The sequence below is a fragment of the Alloalcanivorax venustensis genome (assembly GCF_047495515.1).
GTDB classification, from domain to species: Bacteria; Pseudomonadota; Gammaproteobacteria; order Pseudomonadales; family Alcanivoracaceae; genus Alloalcanivorax; species Alloalcanivorax venustensis.
This window is the reverse complement of record NZ_CP179934.1, coordinates 2,932,097-2,949,353: the sequence shown is the minus strand read 5'-3', so window position 1 is coordinate 2,949,353 and position 17,257 is coordinate 2,932,097. Positions and strand designations below refer to the sequence as shown.

At 65.0% G+C, this 17,257-nt stretch carries 16 protein-coding genes; 5 read left to right on the top strand and 11 right to left on the bottom strand.

Annotated elements, in window-relative coordinates:
* Positions 1–22 precede the first annotated feature (22 nt).
* Genes dctP through ACMG4O_RS13795 form a run of 3 tightly spaced genes read left to right on the top strand, consistent with a single transcriptional unit; the run spans position 23 to position 2,793 of the window.
* Positions 23–1,012 (top strand): TRAP transporter substrate-binding protein DctP, encoded by a 990-nt coding sequence (dctP, locus tag ACMG4O_RS13805; RefSeq protein WP_142949913.1) that lies wholly within the window; start codon positions 23–25, stop codon positions 1,010–1,012.
* Positions 1,013–1,507 carry a TRAP transporter small permease gene (locus ACMG4O_RS13800; RefSeq protein ID WP_335629835.1) on the top strand — a complete coding sequence of 165 codons (495 nt, stop codon included), beginning with the start codon at positions 1,013–1,015 and terminating at the stop codon, positions 1,505–1,507.
* Positions 1,504–2,793, top strand: coding sequence for a TRAP transporter large permease (locus ACMG4O_RS13795; RefSeq protein WP_142949911.1), 1,290 nt, complete (start codon positions 1,504–1,506; stop codon positions 2,791–2,793). The genes ACMG4O_RS13800 and ACMG4O_RS13795 overlap by 4 nt, the downstream gene beginning before the upstream one ends.
* 165 nt (positions 2,794–2,958) lie before the next feature.
* Here ACMG4O_RS13795 and ACMG4O_RS13790 read toward each other — a convergent pair whose 3' ends face one another.
* Positions 2,959–3,759 carry an NYN domain-containing protein gene (locus ACMG4O_RS13790; RefSeq protein ID WP_414433971.1) on the bottom strand — a complete coding sequence of 267 codons (801 nt, stop codon included), beginning with the start codon at positions 3,757–3,759 and terminating at the stop codon, positions 2,959–2,961.
* Between the two features lie 11 nt (positions 3,760–3,770).
* Entirely contained in the window at positions 3,771–4,361 is a 591-nt protein-coding gene (locus tag ACMG4O_RS13785; protein WP_414433970.1) for a TetR/AcrR family transcriptional regulator, read from the bottom strand.
* 114 nt (positions 4,362–4,475) lie between these two features.
* On the opposite strand from ACMG4O_RS13785, the gene ACMG4O_RS13780 reads away from it, so the two are divergent.
* Positions 4,476–5,696: an oxygenase MpaB family protein gene (locus ACMG4O_RS13780; protein WP_142949908.1), complete on the top strand. Its 1,221-nt coding sequence runs from the start codon at positions 4,476–4,478 to the stop codon at positions 5,694–5,696.
* A 126-nt stretch (positions 5,697–5,822) separates the two neighbouring features.
* Positions 5,823–6,422 (top strand): NAD(P)H:quinone oxidoreductase, encoded by a 600-nt coding sequence (wrbA, locus tag ACMG4O_RS13775; protein WP_142949907.1) that lies wholly within the window; start codon positions 5,823–5,825, stop codon positions 6,420–6,422.
* 69 nt (positions 6,423–6,491) lie between these two features.
* On the opposite strand, the gene ACMG4O_RS13770 is transcribed toward wrbA, so the two are convergent.
* The 9 genes from ACMG4O_RS13770 to acnA all read right to left on the bottom strand — a co-directional run bounded on the left by ACMG4O_RS13770 (position 6,492) and on the right by acnA (position 17,248).
* Positions 6,492–7,109, bottom strand: a complete 618-nt coding sequence (locus ACMG4O_RS13770) for a GNAT family N-acetyltransferase (protein ID WP_370212408.1) — start codon at positions 7,107–7,109, stop codon at positions 6,492–6,494.
* A gap of 20 nt (positions 7,110–7,129) precedes the next feature.
* Positions 7,130–7,393, bottom strand: a complete 264-nt coding sequence (locus ACMG4O_RS13765; protein ID WP_194856069.1) for a hypothetical protein — start codon at positions 7,391–7,393, stop codon at positions 7,130–7,132.
* 283 nt (positions 7,394–7,676) lie between these two features.
* A complete protein-coding gene (locus ACMG4O_RS13760) occupies positions 7,677–9,383 on the bottom strand; it encodes an ABC transporter substrate-binding protein (protein WP_142949904.1) in 1,707 nt (568 codons plus the stop codon).
* 26 nt (positions 9,384–9,409) lie between these two features.
* On the bottom strand, positions 9,410–10,429 hold the full coding sequence (locus tag ACMG4O_RS13755) for an ABC transporter ATP-binding protein (protein ID WP_194856071.1): 1,020 nt from the start codon (positions 10,427–10,429) through the stop codon (positions 9,410–9,412).
* Positions 10,416–11,417, bottom strand: a complete 1,002-nt coding sequence (locus tag ACMG4O_RS13750; RefSeq protein ID WP_414433969.1) for an ABC transporter ATP-binding protein — start codon at positions 11,415–11,417, stop codon at positions 10,416–10,418. The genes ACMG4O_RS13755 and ACMG4O_RS13750 overlap by 14 nt, the downstream gene beginning before the upstream one ends.
* 2 nt (positions 11,418–11,419) lie before the next feature.
* Positions 11,420–12,379 carry an ABC transporter permease gene (locus ACMG4O_RS13745; RefSeq protein WP_414433968.1) on the bottom strand — a complete coding sequence of 320 codons (960 nt, stop codon included), beginning with the start codon at positions 12,377–12,379 and terminating at the stop codon, positions 11,420–11,422.
* Between the two features lie 17 nt (positions 12,380–12,396).
* The gene (locus ACMG4O_RS13740; RefSeq protein ID WP_142949900.1) at positions 12,397–13,356 is read right to left on the bottom strand and encodes an ABC transporter permease; all 960 of its coding nucleotides are present in this window, start codon (positions 13,354–13,356) and stop codon (positions 12,397–12,399) included.
* 369 nt (positions 13,357–13,725) lie between these two features.
* Positions 13,726–14,286, bottom strand: coding sequence for a hypothetical protein (locus ACMG4O_RS13735; RefSeq protein WP_335629830.1), 561 nt, complete (start codon positions 14,284–14,286; stop codon positions 13,726–13,728).
* Between the two features lie 211 nt (positions 14,287–14,497).
* The gene (acnA, locus tag ACMG4O_RS13730; RefSeq protein WP_370202689.1) at positions 14,498–17,248 is read right to left on the bottom strand and encodes an aconitate hydratase AcnA; all 2,751 of its coding nucleotides are present in this window, start codon (positions 17,246–17,248) and stop codon (positions 14,498–14,500) included.
* Positions 17,249–17,257 lie beyond the last annotated feature (9 nt).

Here is a 17,257-nt window from a genome sequence, read left to right as displayed (position 1 = left end):
TTTTTTGATGATGGAGAGAACGATGTTGAGAACCGCCGTGGCCGTGTTGGCCCTGTTCCCGGTGCTGGCCTTCGCCACCACCCTGAAGATTTCCACGCTGTATCCGGACGGCACGGCGGTGGTGAAGGCGCTGAAGCAGGCGGGCGACACCATCGAGCAGGAAACCGACGGCCGGGTCAGCCTGAAGATCTACCCGGGTGGCGTGATGGGCGACGACCGGGCGGTGCAGCGCAAGATTCGCGTCGGGCAGCTGCACGGTCAGATGGCTCAGGGCGGGGCCTTCGCCGGCGCCTACGCGGACAGCCAGATTCTCAACGTGCCGCTCACCTTCAATAACTACGCCGAGGTGGACGCCGCCCGCGCCGAGCTGGACCCGCTGATCCAGCAGGGGCTGGAAGACAACGGCTGGGTCAGCTTCGGGCTGGTGGACGGCGGCTTCGCCTACATCATGTCCGCCAACCCGGTGCGCAGCCTGGACGACCTGCGCGACCAGAAGCTGTGGCTGCCCTCCGGCGACAGCGCCTCCGCCAACGCCGCCGACACCCTGGGGCTGTCACCGATCGTGCTCAACATCGGCTCGGTGCTGACCTCGCTGCAGACCGGCGCGGTCAACGCCTTCGCGGCGCCGCCGGTGGCCGCGCTCACCTTGCAGTGGTACTCGCGGGTGGATTACGTCACCGACCTGCCGCTGCTCTACACCTACGGCCTGCTGGCGATCCACAAGCGCCACTTCGACCGCCTCGCCGAGGACGACCGGGCGGTGGTGCGCCGGGTGCTGGAAAGCGCCTTCGACACCATCGACCGGGACAGCCGCGAGCAGAACAAGGACGCCTTCCAGGCGGTGCGCAACCAGGGCCTGGAGCTGGTCAAGCCCAGCGACGAGCAACGCGCCGAATGGAAGCGCTACGCCGACAAGGCCACCAATGAACTGGTGGAAGAGGGCGAGCTGAGCCGCGACATGCTCGACCGGCTGCACCGCATCCTTGAGGCCCACCGCGACACGGCCGAATAAATGCGCCGCCTGCTGTTCTGGCTGCACCGCTTCGAGGACGGTCTGATCGTCACCGTGCTGTTGGGCATGGTGCTGCTGGCGGTGGCGCAGATCGGCCTGCGCAACTTCGGCGGCGTCAGCCTGGTGTGGGCGGAGCCGCTGCTGCGCAACGCGGTGCTGTGGATCGGCCTGCTGGGCGCGATGATCGCCTCGCGCAAGGACGAGCACATCCGCATTGATCTGGCCGCCAACTTTCTGCCGGAACGGCTGCTGCCCTGGGTCACCGGGCTGGTGGACCTGTTCACTGCGGGCATTTGCATGCTGACCGGCTGGTACAGCGTTCAGTTCGTAATCGAGGAGTACCAGTTCGGCGCCACCGCCTTCGCCGGCGTGCCGAGCTGGCTGTTGCAGGCGGTGATCCCGCTCGGCTTCACGGTGATGGCGCTGCGTTACCTGGTGCTGTTCGGCCTGGGGCTGCGCGGCCGGCGGCCCAGCATGCGGGAGCCGGTGGCATGATCTGGATCGCCGTGCTGGTTCTGCTGTTGCTGGCGCTGCTGGGCGCGCCCCTGTTCGCGGTGCTGCTGGGCGCCGCCGCGCTGGGCTTTTACACCCAGGGCTCGCCGCTGGCGGTGCTGCACATCGATATCTACCAGCTTTCGGATTCGGTGGTGCTGATGGCGCTGCCGCTGTTCACCTTCGCCGGCTTCCTGCTCAGTGAGTCGCGCACCGCCGACCGGCTGGTGCGCCTGAGCCAGGCGGCGTTCGGCTGGATGCCCGGCGGCATGGCGTTCGTGGCGTTGATTGCCTGCGCCTTCTTCACCGCGCTCACCGGCGGTTCCGGTGTCACCATCGTGGCGCTGGGCGCCTTGCTGTTGCCGGCGCTGGTGAAGGCCGGTTACCCGCGCCGCTTCAGCCTCGGCCTGGTGACCTCGTCGGGCAGCCTGGGCCTGCTGCTGGTGCCCTCGGTGCCGCTGCTGATCTACGGCATTATCGCCCAGCAGCTGTCGCAGCAACTGGCGATGCCGGCGGTGGAGATCGTCGATCTGTATCTGGCGGGGATCGGCCCGGCGCTGCTGATGGTGGTGCTGCTGTATTTCTATTGCCTGTGGGCCAACCGCGAGGCGCCGGTGCCGCGCCAGGCGTTCCGCACCCGCGAGCTGATCGACGCGCTCTGGGAAGCCCGCTGGGAGCTGCCGCTGCCGTTCGTGGTGCTGGGCGGTATCTTCTCCGGCTTCCTGGTGGTCAGCGAGGCGGCGGCGGTGACCGCGCTCTACGTGCTGTTCGCCGAGGTGTTCCTGTACCGCGAGATTCCGCTGCGGCGGCTGCCGGGCATCACCCGCGAGGCGATGGTCATGGTGGGCGGCATTCTGCTGATTCTGGCGGTGGCCCAGGCGTTCGCCGATTACCTGGTGTACGCCGGCATTCCCGAGCAGCTGTTCCAGTTCATCCAGACCCATGTGCAGAGCAAGATCGCCTTCCTGGTGCTGCTCAACATTCTGCTTCTGGTGCTGGGCGCCTTCCTGGATATCTTCGCCGCGCTGGTGATCATGGTGCCGCTGATTCTGCCGGTGGCATTGCGCTACGGCATCGACCCGGTGCACCTGGGGATTATCTTCGTGGCCAACATGCAGATCGGCTACATCACGCCGCCGGTGGGCATGAACCTGTTCATCGCCAGCTACCGGTTCCGCAAATCGATCACCGAGCTGTTCGCCGCCACGCTGCCGTTCATGCTGGTGCTGGTGATCGCCTTGCTGGCGATCACCTATATCCCGCAGCTGAGCCTCTGGTTGGTGCGCTGAAGCGGGCTCTTGTGGGAGCGGGCCCTGCCCGCGAAAGGAAGCGAAGCTTCCGGCAGGATCCCAGAGGTCTGTCTAAGGGCACCACGAACAGCGTCTCTGGAATCCTGCCGGGTGGCTGGCGCCACCCTTTCGCGGGCGGGGCCCGCTCGCACAAGGTGCCTCTAGCTAGCGTTTGCGCTTGTTGCGGACCCGTAAGGCTTTGCTGCCGCCGCTGCCGCCGGCTTCCTGTACTTCGAAGCGGTTGGGGTGGGCTTTGAGCAGCTCGCTGAGTTTCTTGAAGCCGTAGAGGCGGGTGTCGAACGCCGGGCTGCGTTTGTTGAGGTTCTGCCCCAGCGCGCCCAGGTGCACCCAGTCCTCGTCGTCGGAGATGTCCTCGATCACCCGGGCGATAAAGTTGAGCGGCGGCTTTTCCTTGTCGCTCTGGGCCTTGGCGGCCTGCGCCTGGGCCGGCTTGTCCGCCGCCTTGCCGCTGTCGGCGCCGCCGCTCTTGGCGGGCGCCGGCTCTTCCGCGTCGGCGCGCAGAATCTCGGTGTAGATGAATTTGTCGCAGGCGGCCACGAACGGGTTTGGCGTTTTCTTCTCGCCGAAGCCGTAAACGGTGACGCCGGCCTCGCGCAGGCGCGCCGCCAGGCGGGTGAAATCGCTGTCGCTGGAGACCAGACAGAAGCCGCCCAGCTCCCGGGTGTAGAGCAGGTCCATGGCGTCGATGATCAGCGAGCTGTCGGTGGCGTTCTTGCCCTGGGTGTAGGCGAACTGCTGCACCGGCTGGATGGAATAGTCCAGCAGCACCTTCTTCCAGCCGCCCAGGTTGGGCTTGGTCCAGTCGCCGTAAATGCGTTTCACGCTGGCGACGCCGTATTTGGCGATCTCTTCGAACAGGCCTTCGACGATGGCCGGTGGCGCGTTGTCCGCGTCGATCAGCACCGCCAGGTGGCGTTGTCCTTCAGCGGGGTTCTTGTCGTCCATGGGGTTCCACCTCAATGGGTCATATAGCCTACTACCATATCAGTAAGACCGGCGGCGATGTCGTCCTCGCGCAGCAGGGCGTCGTTCTGGCTGGCGTGGCGCACCATGGTGAACAGCACGCTGTTGGCGACGATGAACACGCGCACCTGCAGATCCTCGATCGGGTAGTCGCGGTAGTGTTTGATGAAATAGAGCCGGGACAGCTCCATGAAGTGCTGCTGCAGCGCGTCGGCGACCCGGTTGGTGGGCAGCCGGTGCCAGTTGCGCACCAGCTCCAGGTAAAGGCCGTCGCGGGAGTGCAGCACCGCGAAGCCGAAGCGGATGGCGCCCTCCACGGTCTCGCGCAGGCCGGCGCTGTCCGCCAGGGGCAGGCGGCGCAGGCCCTGGGCGATGTCGCCGGCGAGCTTGTCCATCAGCGCCTCGACCAGCGCCTCCTTGCCTTCGAAATACTGGTACAGCGAGCCCACGCTGACCCCGGCGATCTCGGCGATGCGCACCGTGGTGGTGTGGTCCAGCCCGTATTCCACCAGCGCCCGGCCGGTGGCTTCGATCAGGCTGTCCACCAGTTGCCGGGAGCGCCGCTGGCGGGGATGTTTGCGCATGGCGACTCCTGGGGTAAGCGACGCTGGAATGCGAATTGAATGCGAATACATATTCGCATTAGAGTGCGGACATCGCAACAACCTCGATAACCGCCAGAGCCACCGGAGCCCGCCATGAACGCGTCCGCCCAGCCGCCCGCCGTGCCTGAACGCGCCCGGCCCTACGCCAAGACCCAGGCGCCCACGCCGTACCTGCTGCGCCGCTTTCTGGGCCGCCCGCTGGCGCCCAGCGAGGCGGAGTACCAGGCGGCAACCGAGGGCCTGTGGCACGGTGACCCGGCCATGGACAGCCTGGTGGACTGGATGTACGACCACGGCACCCGCGAGGGGCGGGCGCTGTTCGAGCAGGCCCTGGAGCAGGGCATCGACGCGGTGCCGGCGGCGCCGGAACCGCTGCGGTCGTTCTTCGAACGTGTCGACCGCCGCCCGGACTGGGTGGATCCGGCGTTGATCGACGAGGGCGCCCGCTTTATCCACCGCACCGGGCTCACCGCCACCTATGTGCTGCGCGATCTGGCGTTGATGGGCGGCTACCTGTTGTCCGGCTTCAACCAGTCGCTGGTGCTCACCGGCGCGCTCAGCCAGGGCACCGCCCGGCGCGTGGCGGAAACCGGCAAATGGTGGATCGACTGCACCGAGCCGGGTGGGCTGGACCGTTTCGGCGAGGGCTTCAAGACCACCCTGCGGGTGCGGCTGGTGCACAGCCTGGTGCGCCGCAACCTCAGCGGCCGCCAGGAGTGGGACGCGGCCCGCTGGGGCCTGCCGCTGTGCCAGACCGACATGGCGGCCACCTACCTGGGGTTCAGCGTGGTGATGCTGGGCGGGCTGCGCAAACTGGGCGTGCCGGTCACCGGCCGCGAGGCACGCGCTGTGATGCACCTGTGGAGCTACGCCTGCTGGGTGATGGGCGTGGACGAGCAATGGCTGGCGTTCAACGAACAGGACGGCGCGGTGCGGCTGCACCACTGCCTGATGACCCAGAGCCGGCCGGACTGGACCAGCCGCGAGCTGGGGGCGGCCCTGGCCCGGGAGCCGCTGGAGCGGCATTTCAAGCGCTTCCAGGGCCCGCGCCGGTGGCTGCTGTACCGGCAGCATCTGAGCGTGAGCCGCTACTTCCTGGACCGGGAGAAGATGGGCCAGCTGGGCCTGCCCGCCGGGGTGACGCCCTGGTACCCGCTGCTCACCCTGGTGCCGCGCCTGCTCGGCTACAGCGCCCAGCGCTGGCTGCCCGGCCTGGAAGCCCGGCAACGCCGGCGCGGCCGTAACGCCCAGCACCGCGCGCTGGCCTCCATGTTCGGCGACGGTGAGCGCGCCGTCACCGAGCCGCCGCTGTAAGGGGCGGAGTTAATAGATAGAAAAATCTGATCAATCCGTTCTGCCCAGCCCTGTGCTTTCACCGAACCTTCAGGCGTACAGTTGCATCATCTTTTGCAGACGACTGCGAACAAACTGGAGGTTCCGATGAAACGCATTCTGGTTCTTTACTATTCCATGTACGGCCATATCGAAGCCATGGCGGACGCCGTGGCCGAAGGGGCCCGCCGCGTTGAAGGCGTGCAGGTCGACATCAAGCGCGTCGCCGAGACCATGCCCGAGGACGCCTTCAAGGCGGCCGGCGGCAAGACCGACCAGGCGGCACCGGTGGCCGAACCCGGAGAGCTGAAGGACTACGACGCGGTAATCGTCGGTACCCCCACCCGCTTCGGCAACATGAGCGGCCAGATGCGCACCTTCTGGGACCAGACCGGCGGTCTGTGGGCCAAGGGCGCACTCGCCGGCAAGGTGGCCAGTGTGTTCACCTCCACCGGCACCGGCGGCGGTAAGGAAACCACCATCACCTCCACCTGGACCACGCTGGCGCACCACGGCTTCATCATCGTGCCGCTGGGCTACGCCGACCCCGAGCAGGCGCAGATGGACATCAAGGAAGTGCACGGCAGCACCCCCTACGGCGCGGGCACCATCGCCGGGCCGGACGGCAGCCGTCAGCCCAGCGACAAGGAGCTGGGCCTGGCCCGCTACCAGGGTGAGCAGGTCGCCAAGCTGACCGCGAAGTTGTAATCCCCGAACCGAAGACGCTGATTCTTACCCCCCTTGCCGCTTCTCCCCCCAGAAGCGGCTTTTTTTATTTCAGATCAGGGGTTTGTGCATGCGCCAGCGGGTGAGGGCGACGCCGTCGCGTTCCACGGTTTCCTCGGCGTCGGGTTGGAAACCGAGGAACAGGAAGAAGTGGTGGGCCACCTGGCTGGCTTCGGTGACCAGGCGCTCGCGGCCCTGGATGCGCGCTTCGTCCTCGAGATGCTGGTAGAGCAGGGTGGCGATGCCCAGGCGGGCGGTGTCCGGGTGGACGTAGATGAGGGTGATGCGGTCGTCCACCAGCTGCGCGAAGCCGGCGGTTTCCTGCTGCCATTCGGCGACCATGGTCAGGCCCTTGGCGAGATCCGCCGGAAAGGCCGGGTCGTCGGCGGCGGCGCTCCAGGCCCGACGCTGGTCAGCGTCGTAGTGATCGGCGGCGGTGACCAGAATGGCGTCGCGGAACACCCGGGCCAGCGCCGCCGCGTCGCCGTCCCGGTAGGGGCGGATTTCGAACGGCAGGCCCGACGTTGCTGAATCCGGCGCCGGGTCGGCGGCCACGGCGGGTGCGGGCTCACGCGCGGGGGGCGGCGGCTCGGCGGGGCGCGCCGGCGCGAACGAGGCGCCCGGCGCCGGAGGCCCGCCGAACAGCCAGCGGCGCAGTCGTTTAAGCATGGCCGGGGCCGTGGAGAGTGCTATGAGGCAGGCTCTTCATCGGAGGCCTCCTTGAGTTGTTTTAGTTGTTGTTCTAATACCTGCAAGTACCGTTCCTGCTTGCGCAGCAGGGCTTCGGTGGTCTCCTGCTGGCGGCGCAGGTCGTCGGCGCGTTCCAGCAGTTCCTGCTGCTCGCGGGCGGCGGCGCTTTTCTCTTCCTCGGCGGCGGTGCGGTCTGCGTTACCGGCCAAGGCTGGAAAAGGCGACAGCAATGCCAGCATGACGATGAAACGAATGGAAGCCATACACAATACGATCTAAGTGGGACCGGAAATTCCCGAGTCTATCAAGGCCTGCAGGAAGATGCTTGTAGGAGCGGGCCCCGCCCGCGAAAGGGTGGCTTCAGCCACCCGGCAGGATACCAGAGACGCTGTTTGTGCTGCCTTTAGATAGCCCCCTGGCATCCTGCCGGGAGCTTCGCTCCCTTTCGCGGGCAGGGCCCGCTCCCACAAGGTCCGCTCCCACAAGCCAAAAAAAACGGAGCCCGGAGGCTCCGCATGATGGAGAAGTGTTTAGTCCGAAGCGGACTTAGTCGTTGAGGATCTTGTCCTTGAGTTCCTGGTCGATCCAGATGCGGGCGTAGATGGCGTTGGGCTTGACCGCGCCGATGCGGGTTTCGCCGTGGTAGTTCTTCACCCAGGGCCACCAGGCGGAGTACACCATTTCGGTGGGCAGCCAGACGTGCGGTACCGCTTCCTCGATGATGAAGTCGTTCAGCTCGCGGATGCTGGCGTTGCGTTTTTCGTTGTCCGGCTCATGGATGGCGGCGGTGATCTTCTTGTCGAAATCCTCGTTGGAGTAACGTGAGGCGTTCCAGGTCTGGCCGGTCATGAAGCTCTTGCGCAGGACCTGGATGGGGTTGCCGGAGCCGTTGTTCATCAGGTAGCCGCCGGCCTGGTTGTCGCCGCGCATGTTGGAACGGAAGGCGCCGTATTCCAGCGTTTTCACGTTCATGTTGATGCCCACCTGCTGGTAGTACGCCTGCAGCATGGCGACCACGTCCATGTGATAGGGGCTGCAGGAGCAGACCTGGACGTCGAAGCTGAAGCCTTTCGGGTAGCCGGCGTCGGCGAGCAGTTTCTTGGCTTTTTCCGGGTTATGGCTGAACAGTTCCTTGGCGGCGGGGGAGAGGTCCTCCAACGGGGTGTAGAACTCGGTCCAGCGCTGCGCAAACGGGTAGTTGAGCAGCTCGCCTTCGCCGTTGAGCAGCGAGGAGAGAATGGCGCGCTGGTCGATGGCCAGGTTCATGGCGCGGCGCACGCGCACGTCGTCGAAGGGCTTTTCGTCGGTCTTCAGGGCGATGTAGGTGCCCTGGGTGGCCACGTGCTTGCGGAATTCCAGCTCCGGGGCGGTTTTCTTCAGCTGGTCGACCAGCTGCCAGCGGATCGCTTCCATGATGTCCACGCGGCCGGAGCTGAGCGCCGCCACCGAACTCGATTCGTCCTTGATGATGTGATAGACCACTTTTTCATTGAGCGGCAGCTGGTATTCCTCGCCGTCGATGGTGGTGGTGTCCCAGTAGTTGTCGTTCTTTTCATAAACCTGCTGACGGCCGGTCTGGATGTCGGCGATGCGGTAGGGGCCGGTGCCGGCGGCGTTTTTCCAGTCGGCGCGCTCGTCTTCGCTCAGGTTTTGCCATTCCGGCGGCAGGATGCCGTCGTAGTAGCCCCAGGCCAGGCGGTACGGCCAGTTACCGTGGAATTTGCTGAAGTGCGCCACCACGGTGTGCTCGTCCGGGGCTTCCCAGCGTTCCACGAAGTCCCAGAAGGTGGGAATGGCGCGCGGGTTGTCCCAGCGGCTTTTGAACGAGGTGATCACGTCGTTGGCCACCAGTTCGCGGCTTTCCATGACGCCGGGCACTTCCTGCCAGTAGACGCCCTCGCGCAGATGGAACACCACGCGCATGGGGTCTTCTTTCACTTCCCAGCTTTCCGCCAGGCTGCCTTCCAGCTGGCCGTAGGGAATGTAGGCCTGCTCGACGAAGCTGTTTTCGTTGCTGCCGCGCGGGCCGTATTGAAGATCGCCGCGCAGCAGCGACTCCATTTGCAGGTTGTCGTGGTTGCCCTTCCAGGTCCAGCGCTGCAGGTCCCAGGTGGTGGCGTCCAGGGTGCGGTAGACCGTGGAAACATTGACGGTGCCGTCGGTTTGCGGGGTTTCCGCCGCGGCCGGCCCGGCCCAGGCCAGGGCGGCGGTGGCCGCCAGGGACAGGGCGATTCTCGGTGTACGCAAATTCATGATGCTCTCCTCGTTTTGTTATTTTGTTAAAGGTTGCCGGCCATGGCCTGGGCCCGGTCCGGGTCATGCAAATGGCAGGCAACGCTATGGCGATCTTCGATTTCCAGGGCGCGCGGCGCTTCCCGGCGGCACAGCTCGGTGGCGTGGGGGCAGCGCGGGTGGAACGGGCACCCCGGCGGCGGATCAATGGGGCTGGGCACTTCGCCGCTCAGTGACGGGTTGAAGTGCTGTTGCACCTCCGGGTCCGGGTTGGCGATCGGGATCGCGCCCAGCAACGCCTGGGTGTAGGGGTGCTGGGGGTTGTCGTAGAGGGTTTCGCGGTCGGCCACTTCCACCACCCGGCCCAGGTACATCACCACGATGCGGTGGCACAGGTGGCGCACCACCGCCAGATCGTGGGCGATGAACAGATAGGTCAGGCCCAGCTCTTTTTGCAGGTCTTCCAGCAGGTTGATCACCTGGGCCTGGATCGATACGTCCAGGGCGGACACTGGCTCATCGCAGATGATCAGCTCCGGGTCGGCGGCCAGCGCCCGGGCGATGCCGATGCGCTGGCGTTGGCCGCCGGAAAATTCGTGCGGGTAGCGGTCGGCCATCTCCGCTTTCAGGCCCACTTTTTCCAGCAGCCCCATGACTTTTTCCCGGTAGGCGGCGCGGCCCTGGGTAAGGCGGTGCACGCGCAGCGGCTCGCCGACGATGTCCAGCACCTTCATGCGCGGGTTGAGCGCGCCGAACGGGTCCTGGTAGACCATCTGCATGCGCCGGCGCAGCCGCTTCAGCGCCGGCTTGTCCGGGTGGGTGATGTCCTCGCCGTCGAAATGGATGCGGCCGTCGGTGAGCGGGCTCATGCGCAGCATGGCCAGGCCGGTGGTCGACTTGCCGCAGCCGGATTCGCCCACCAGGCCCAGGGTTTCGCCGCGGTCGATATGGAAGGCGACCCCGTCCACCGCTTTCACGGTGCCGGCGTTGCGGCCCAGCAGGCCGGCCTGCAGCGGGAAGTGCACGCGCAGGTCGGAGACTTGCAGAAGCGGTTCAGCGTTTGGCATCGGTATCCACCCAGCAGGCTTTCCAGTGGTTGTCGGTGATCTGTTCCAGGGGCGGCCGTTCACTGCGACAGCGCGCTTCGGCGAAGCGGCAGCGCGGATGAAACGGGCAGCCCGGGGGCGGGTCGGAGAGATCCGGCGGCTGGCCGGGAATCGGCGTCAGCCGGCTGCCGGGGGCCTGGTCCAGGCGCGGCATGGATTCCATCAGACCCAGGGTGTAGGGGTGTTTGGGGTGGTGGAAAATCTCTTCCGCGGTGCCCCTTTCCACGATGCGGCCGGCGTACATCACATTGATGCGGTCGGCGTAACGGGCCACCACGCCCAGGTCGTGGGTGATCAGCATCATCGACGAGTTGTTGGCGCGCACCAGGTCGCGCAGCAGTTCCAGGATTTGCGCCTGCACCGTCACGTCCAGGGCGGTGGTGGGCTCGTCGGCGATCAGCAGCTTGGGCAGGCAGGCCAGCCCCATGGCGATCATCACCCGCTGGCGCATGCCGCCGGAGAGCTCGTGGGGGTAGGCGTCGAGGCGCTTTTCCGGGTCGCCCAGGCGCACCTGGCGCAGCAGCTCCAGGCAGCGCTCGCGGACCTTCTCCTTGGGCACCGAGCCGTGCACGCGCAGTGGCTCCGCCAGTTGCCGGCCGATGCGCAGGCTCGGGTTCAGGGAGGTCATCGGCTCCTGGAAGATCATGGCGATATCGCGGCCGCGCAGGCGGCGGATCTGCTCGTCGTCCAGGTCCAGCAGGTCCTCGCCGTTGAACAGCACATGGCCGCCGACGATGCGACCCGGCGGGCTGGGGATCAGCCGTAGCAGGGACATGGCGGTGATGCTCTTGCCGGAGCCGCTCTCGCCGACGATGGCGAGGATCTCGCCTTCCTTCACGTCAAAGCTGACCTGGTTGACCGCATGGACCTCGTTGCCGTCTTTCTCGAACACGGTGTGCAGGTCCTGCACATCGAGCAGGGTGCGGCGGGTAACGTCTTGCGCTTTCATATTCATACGCCGATGGCCCTTTTCACGCGTGCCAGGTAGCGACCGCTGCCGCCGCGCATGCGCGGGTCGAGCATGTCGCGCAGGGCGTCGCCGAACATGTTGATGCCGAACACCACCACGGTCAGGGCGATGCCGGGAATAATCGCCAGCCAGGGCGCCTGGAACATATAGCTGCGCCCGTCCAGGCTGAGCATGCCGCCCCAGCTCGGTGACGGTGGCGGGATGCCCAGGCCCAGGAAGCTGAGGCCGGATTCCGCCAGGATCACCGCCGCCAAGCGGGTGGTGTAGAGCACGATTAGCGGCGCCATCACGTTGGGCAGAATGTGGTGCCAGAGAATGCGGGTGCTGGACGCGCCCATGGACTGGGCGGCGTGCACATAGACGTTCTGCCGGGCACTGAGCACCGCGCCGCGCACGATCCGCGAGCCGGAGATGCCGAACAGCAGCCCCAGAATCACGATGATCTGCCAGGTGCCGGGGCCGAGCACGGCCACCGCCACGATCAGCAGAATCAGGTCGGGGAAGCACATCCAGCCGTCCACCAGACGCTGAATGAACATGTCCAGGCGGCCGCCGAAGTAGCCGCTGAGAATGCCCAGCAACGCGGAGATCACGATCGACAGGGTGGTGGCGGCGAACGCCACGATCACCGACAGGCGCGCGCCGTGCACCACGCGGGCGAAGATGTCGCGGCCCAGCTGGTCGGTGCCGAACCAGTATTCCGCCGACGGCGCTTTCAGCCGGTCGATGGGGTTGATGGCGTTATAGCCCTGCGGCGCGATCAGGTCGGCGAAAATGCCGGTGAACAGCAGCAACAGGCAGATCAGCGCGCCCACCGCGCCCAGCGGCCGTTCCCGGCACAGGCGGGCGCAGAACGCCAGGGGTTTGGGCAGGGTCTTGCGGCGTTTGGCGGGCCGCGCCGGGGTGGCCGTGACAGCGGCCGGTTCAACGGATGCATTCATACTTCGAGATTCCTGTTTCACCGGTCGAACCGTACTTTCGGGTCGAGGTACCCGTAGCACAGATCCACAATCAGATTGACGAGCATTACCACCACGCCGGTGACCAGAAAGACGCCGGTGATGATCGGGTAATCGCGGGTGCTGACCGCCTCCAGCAGCAGCTGGCCGAGGCCGGGCAGACGGAAGATCTGTTCGATGATCACGGTGCCGCCGAACAGGATCGGCACCAGGATGCCGACCAGGGTGATCACCGGAATCATGGCGTTCTTGACCGCGTGCACCAGCACCACGCTGCGCTCGCGCAGGCCCTTGGCCCAGGCGGTGCGGATGTAATCCTGGCGCAGCACTTCCAGCATCATGGTGCGGGTCATGCGCATGATTACCGCCGACAGCGAGGTGCCGAGAATCAGGCTGGGCACCAGGAAGGTTTTCAGGTTTTCGATCGGGTCCTCGAAGAACGGCGTCATCTCGGTGGGCGGCGACCAGCCCCACCACAGCGCCGGCAGGATCACCACCAGGGTGCCCAGCCAGAAGTTGGGAATCGCCAGGGCCAGGATCGAGAAACTGCGGCCCACGTTGTCGGCCAGGGTCTCCTGGCGTATCGCCGAGAAGATGCCCACCGGCAAGGCGATGATCAGGGCGATCAGCAACGCCAGGATGCCCAGCTCCAGGGTCACGCCCAGGCGGGCGCCGATCTCCTCGGTGACCGGGGTGTTGCGCCACAGGGATTCGCCCAGGTCGCCGCGCAGCGCGTTGCCGGCCCAGCTCAGGTACTGCATGTAGAGCGGCTTATCCATGCCCAGGGCTTTTTCAAGTTGGGCACGGTCGTCGGGGGCGTTGGAGGAGTAGGCGTTCTCGCTCAGCATCAGGTCGAGCACGTCGCCGGGTACCAGCCGCACCACTCCGAATACGATGACGCTGGCGATCAGGAGAGTGGGAATCAACGCCAGCAAACGGCGCAGGACATAAGCACCCATAGGTACATCCGTTATTGTTGTTGGTATTGGGCGCTCTATCGAAGAACGCCATTAAAAAATTATCATTGGTTCAAATAATGAACTTCAATTTCACTTTAGTACGCGGTTTTTGTGACTGTCAAGTCATTCCCCTAAAGGGTTTTTAGGGCTACTTTGTTGATGTAAACAACTGTATTTGCGCTGTTTTCGGCTAATAATTAACCAAAATGACGGGATCAGTGAGGGGGCGATCAAAAACGACGGGCGGTGGGGCGAATTTTGAGGGTTGCGGAACGGGTTTCCATTCCTGACAAAATAAGCGGTTTGTTTAATTGATTTGCATTATAAATGCGCGCCGGGAGGGTGTCCTGCCCGCCCGGCGCGGACAGCTCACGGCTCCAGGCCGTGCCGGCGCAGGCGGGTCTCGTTGTCCCGCGCCCACTGCTGGTAGCGGTGACGCAGCTCATCGTCGTCCGGCACCGGCGCCCCGACCCACTTGCAGCGCTGCAGCACGGCGCGCCGGAAAGCGCCGTAGCCGCCATAACGGCGCATGGAGAACCATTTCTTGCGCCCCCGGTTGGCGGTGACCGAGAAATTGCCGCCCAGGGGCTTTTCCCGGAAGGTGGCGGTGACCCCCACCAGCCCGAACGGGTTGCCGCCGTCACCGATGCGGCCGCTGTCGTCGCCGGCGTAGAGCACCAGCGGGCGGCGGTCGCCCATGGCGACGCGCACCCGCGGGTCGGTGATCGCCTGGTCGCGCCAGGCGCGGGCCGCCGTCAGCGCCGCGTTCTTGCCGCCCAGGCGGCTGTCCCGGAACGACCGCCGCCGCTGCCGGCGGCGCCCCTGGCTGTCCACATAGGGCACCGCGCACCACCAGAATTGTGCGGCGTGATTGCGATAAATATAGAGGAATGCATGCACATTGGGTTTGCGTTTTATGGCTTGTTCCATAACGTGGGCTTCCTTCCTGTTTCTTTGTTTTTATTGCGTTCCTGCAATGGGGAAACCGCTCTATTATTACAATAACAGAGTAACGTTGAGAAACGGGCGGCGCTTAAAATGCGGAAGGCGCATGATATTTGCGCCTGAACAAGAAAAGAGGCAGAAAAAAGGGGCGCCGAGGCGCCCCTGATCGGGAGGGTTCTTTTTAAAAAAGAACCGCTCAGTCGGTCATCATCTGGCGCAGCACATAGTGGAGAATGCCGCCGTTCTTGAAGTAGGTGACTTCGGCGCCGGTATCCAGACGGCTGATCGCTTTCACTGTCTGTTCCTTGCCGTTGTCCTTGCGGAACACCACTTCGATTTCCTGGCTGGGTTTGAGGTCATTGCCCAGGTTGGGAATGTCCACTTCCTCGGTACCGTCGAGATTGAGCGTTTTGCGCGTGGTGCCTTCCGGGAACTGCAGGGGCAGCACGCCCATGCCGATCAGGTTGGAACGGTGGATGCGCTCGTAGCTCTCCGCGATCACCGCGCGCACGCCGAGAAGGCGCGTGCCCTTGGCCGCCCAGTCGCGGCTGGAGCCGGTGCCGTACTCTTTGCCGGCCACCACCACGGTGGGCACGTTGTCCTTCTTGTAGCGCATGGCGGCGCCGTAGATCGGCATTTCCTCGCCACCGGGGAAGTGCTTGGTGTAGCCGCCTTCGATCTCCGGGGTCATCTCGTTACGGATGCGGATATTGGCGAAGGTGCCGCGCATCATCACCTCGTGGTTACCGCGCCGGGAACCGTAGGAGTTGAAGTCGATCGGCTCCACGTCGTGGCCCTGCAGGTAATGGCCCGCCGGGCTGTCGGCCTTGATGGCGCCGGCCGGGGAGATGTGGTCGGTGGTCACCGAGTCGCCGAGCATCGCCAGGATGCGGGCGTTCTTGACCGGCTCCACATCGTCCAGCTCGGCGGTCAGGCCGTCGAAGAACGGCGGGTTCTGGATGTAGGTGGATTTGCTGTTCCACTCGTAGGTTTTGGAATCCGGAATCGGCAGGCTCTTCCAGGTTTCGTCGCCTTCGAACACGCTCGCGTACTGTTTCTCGAACATGTCGTGGTCGACCATCACCACGGCGTCCTGGATTTCCTTGCTGCTCGGCCAGATGTCCTTCATGAACACATCGTTGCCGTCCTTATCCTTGCCGAGCGGGTCTTTTTCCAGGTTGATCTTGACCGTGCCGGCCAGCGCGTAGGCGACCACCAGCGGCGGTGACGCCAGCCAGTTGGTGCGCACGCTCTGGTGAATCCGGCCTTCGAAGTTACGGTTGCCGGACAGCACCGAAGCGACCACCAGATCGCCCTCGGCGATGGCCTTGTCGATCTCGTCGGGCAGCGGCCCGGAGTTGCCGATACAGGTGGTGCAGCCGTAACCCACCAGGTCGAAGCCGATCTGGTTCAGCGGGTCCTGCAGGCCGGCTTTGTTGAGGTAGTCGGTGACCACCTTGGAGCCCGGCGCCAGGGAGGTTTTCACCCAGGGTTTGCGGGTCAGCCCTTTTTCCACCGCTTTCTGCGCCATCAGGCCGGCGGCCATCATCACGCTGGGGTTGGAGGTGTTGGTGCAGGAGGTAATCGCCGCGATCACCACGTCGCCGTGATCCAGGTGGAAGGTCTTGCCGTCCATGGTCACTTCCACGCCGCTGCCCGGCTCGTGGTTGCCGATGGCGGTCTGGCCGCCTTCGCCCTCGAGCTTGCTGATTTCCTCGTCGTTGAGTTTCAGCTCCTGGCTGATCACGTCGATGATGGTGCGTTTCACCTCGGTCATCGGCACGCGGTCCTGGGGCCGCTTCGGGCCGGCCAGGCTGGGCACCACGTCGTCCAGGTCGAGCTCCAGCACGTCGCTGAATTCCGGGTCCGGATCGTCGCTGGAGCGCCACAGGCCCTGGGCCTTGCAGTAGGCTTCCACCAGCGCGATGTCGTCCTTGGGCCGGTTGGTCAGCTCCAGGTATTCGATGGTGCGCTCGTCGATCGGGAAGAAGCCGCAGGTGGCGCCGTATTCCGGTGCCATGTTGCCGATGGTGGCGCGGTCCGCCAGGCTCAGATCGGCCAGGCCGTCGCCGAAGAACTCCACGAATTTGCCGACCACGCCGCGCGAACGGAGCATTTCGGTGACGGTGAGCACCAGGTCGGTGGCGGTCATGCCTTCGCGCATTTTGCCGGTGATCTTGAAGCCCACCACTTCGGGAATCAGCATCGCCACCGGTTGGCCGAGCATGGCCGCTTCCGCTTCGATGCCGCCCACGCCCCAGCCGAGCACGCCCAGGCCGTTGATCATGGTGGTGTGGGAATCGGTGCCCACCAGGGTGTCCGGGTAGGCGAAGGTCTTGCCGTCCTCGGTGTCGCTGTACCAGACGCCGCGGCCCAGATATTCCAGGTTCACCTGGTGGCAGATGCCGGTGCCCGGCGGTACCACGCGGAAATTATTGAAGGCGTTCTGGCCCCAGCGCAGGAACTGATAGCGTTCCTTGTTGCGCTCGTATTCCCGTTCCACGTTTTGCGAGAACGATTGCGGGGTGCCGTATTCGTCCACCATCACCGAGTGGTCGATGACCAGATCCACCGGTGCCAGCGGGTTGATCCGCTGCGGGTCGCCGCCGGCCTTGGCGATGGCGTCGCGCATGGCGGCCAGATCGACCACCCCGGGCACGCCGGTGAAGTCCTGCATCAGGACCCGTGCCGGGCGGTAATTGATTTCGCGATCGGAAGCGCGCTTCTCGGTCCAGCGTACCAGGCCTTCGATGTCCTCCACGGTGACGGATTCACCGTCTTCGTGGCGGAGCAGGTTTTCCAGAAGAACCTTGAGTGAAAAGGGAAGCTTGCTGAGATCACCCCAGCCCTTATCGGCGACGGCATTGATATCGTAATAATGATAGGTCTTGCCGCCGACATCGAGGGTCTTGGCGCTGTTAAGGGTGTCCTGGCCAATCCGTGTCACTGCGCACCT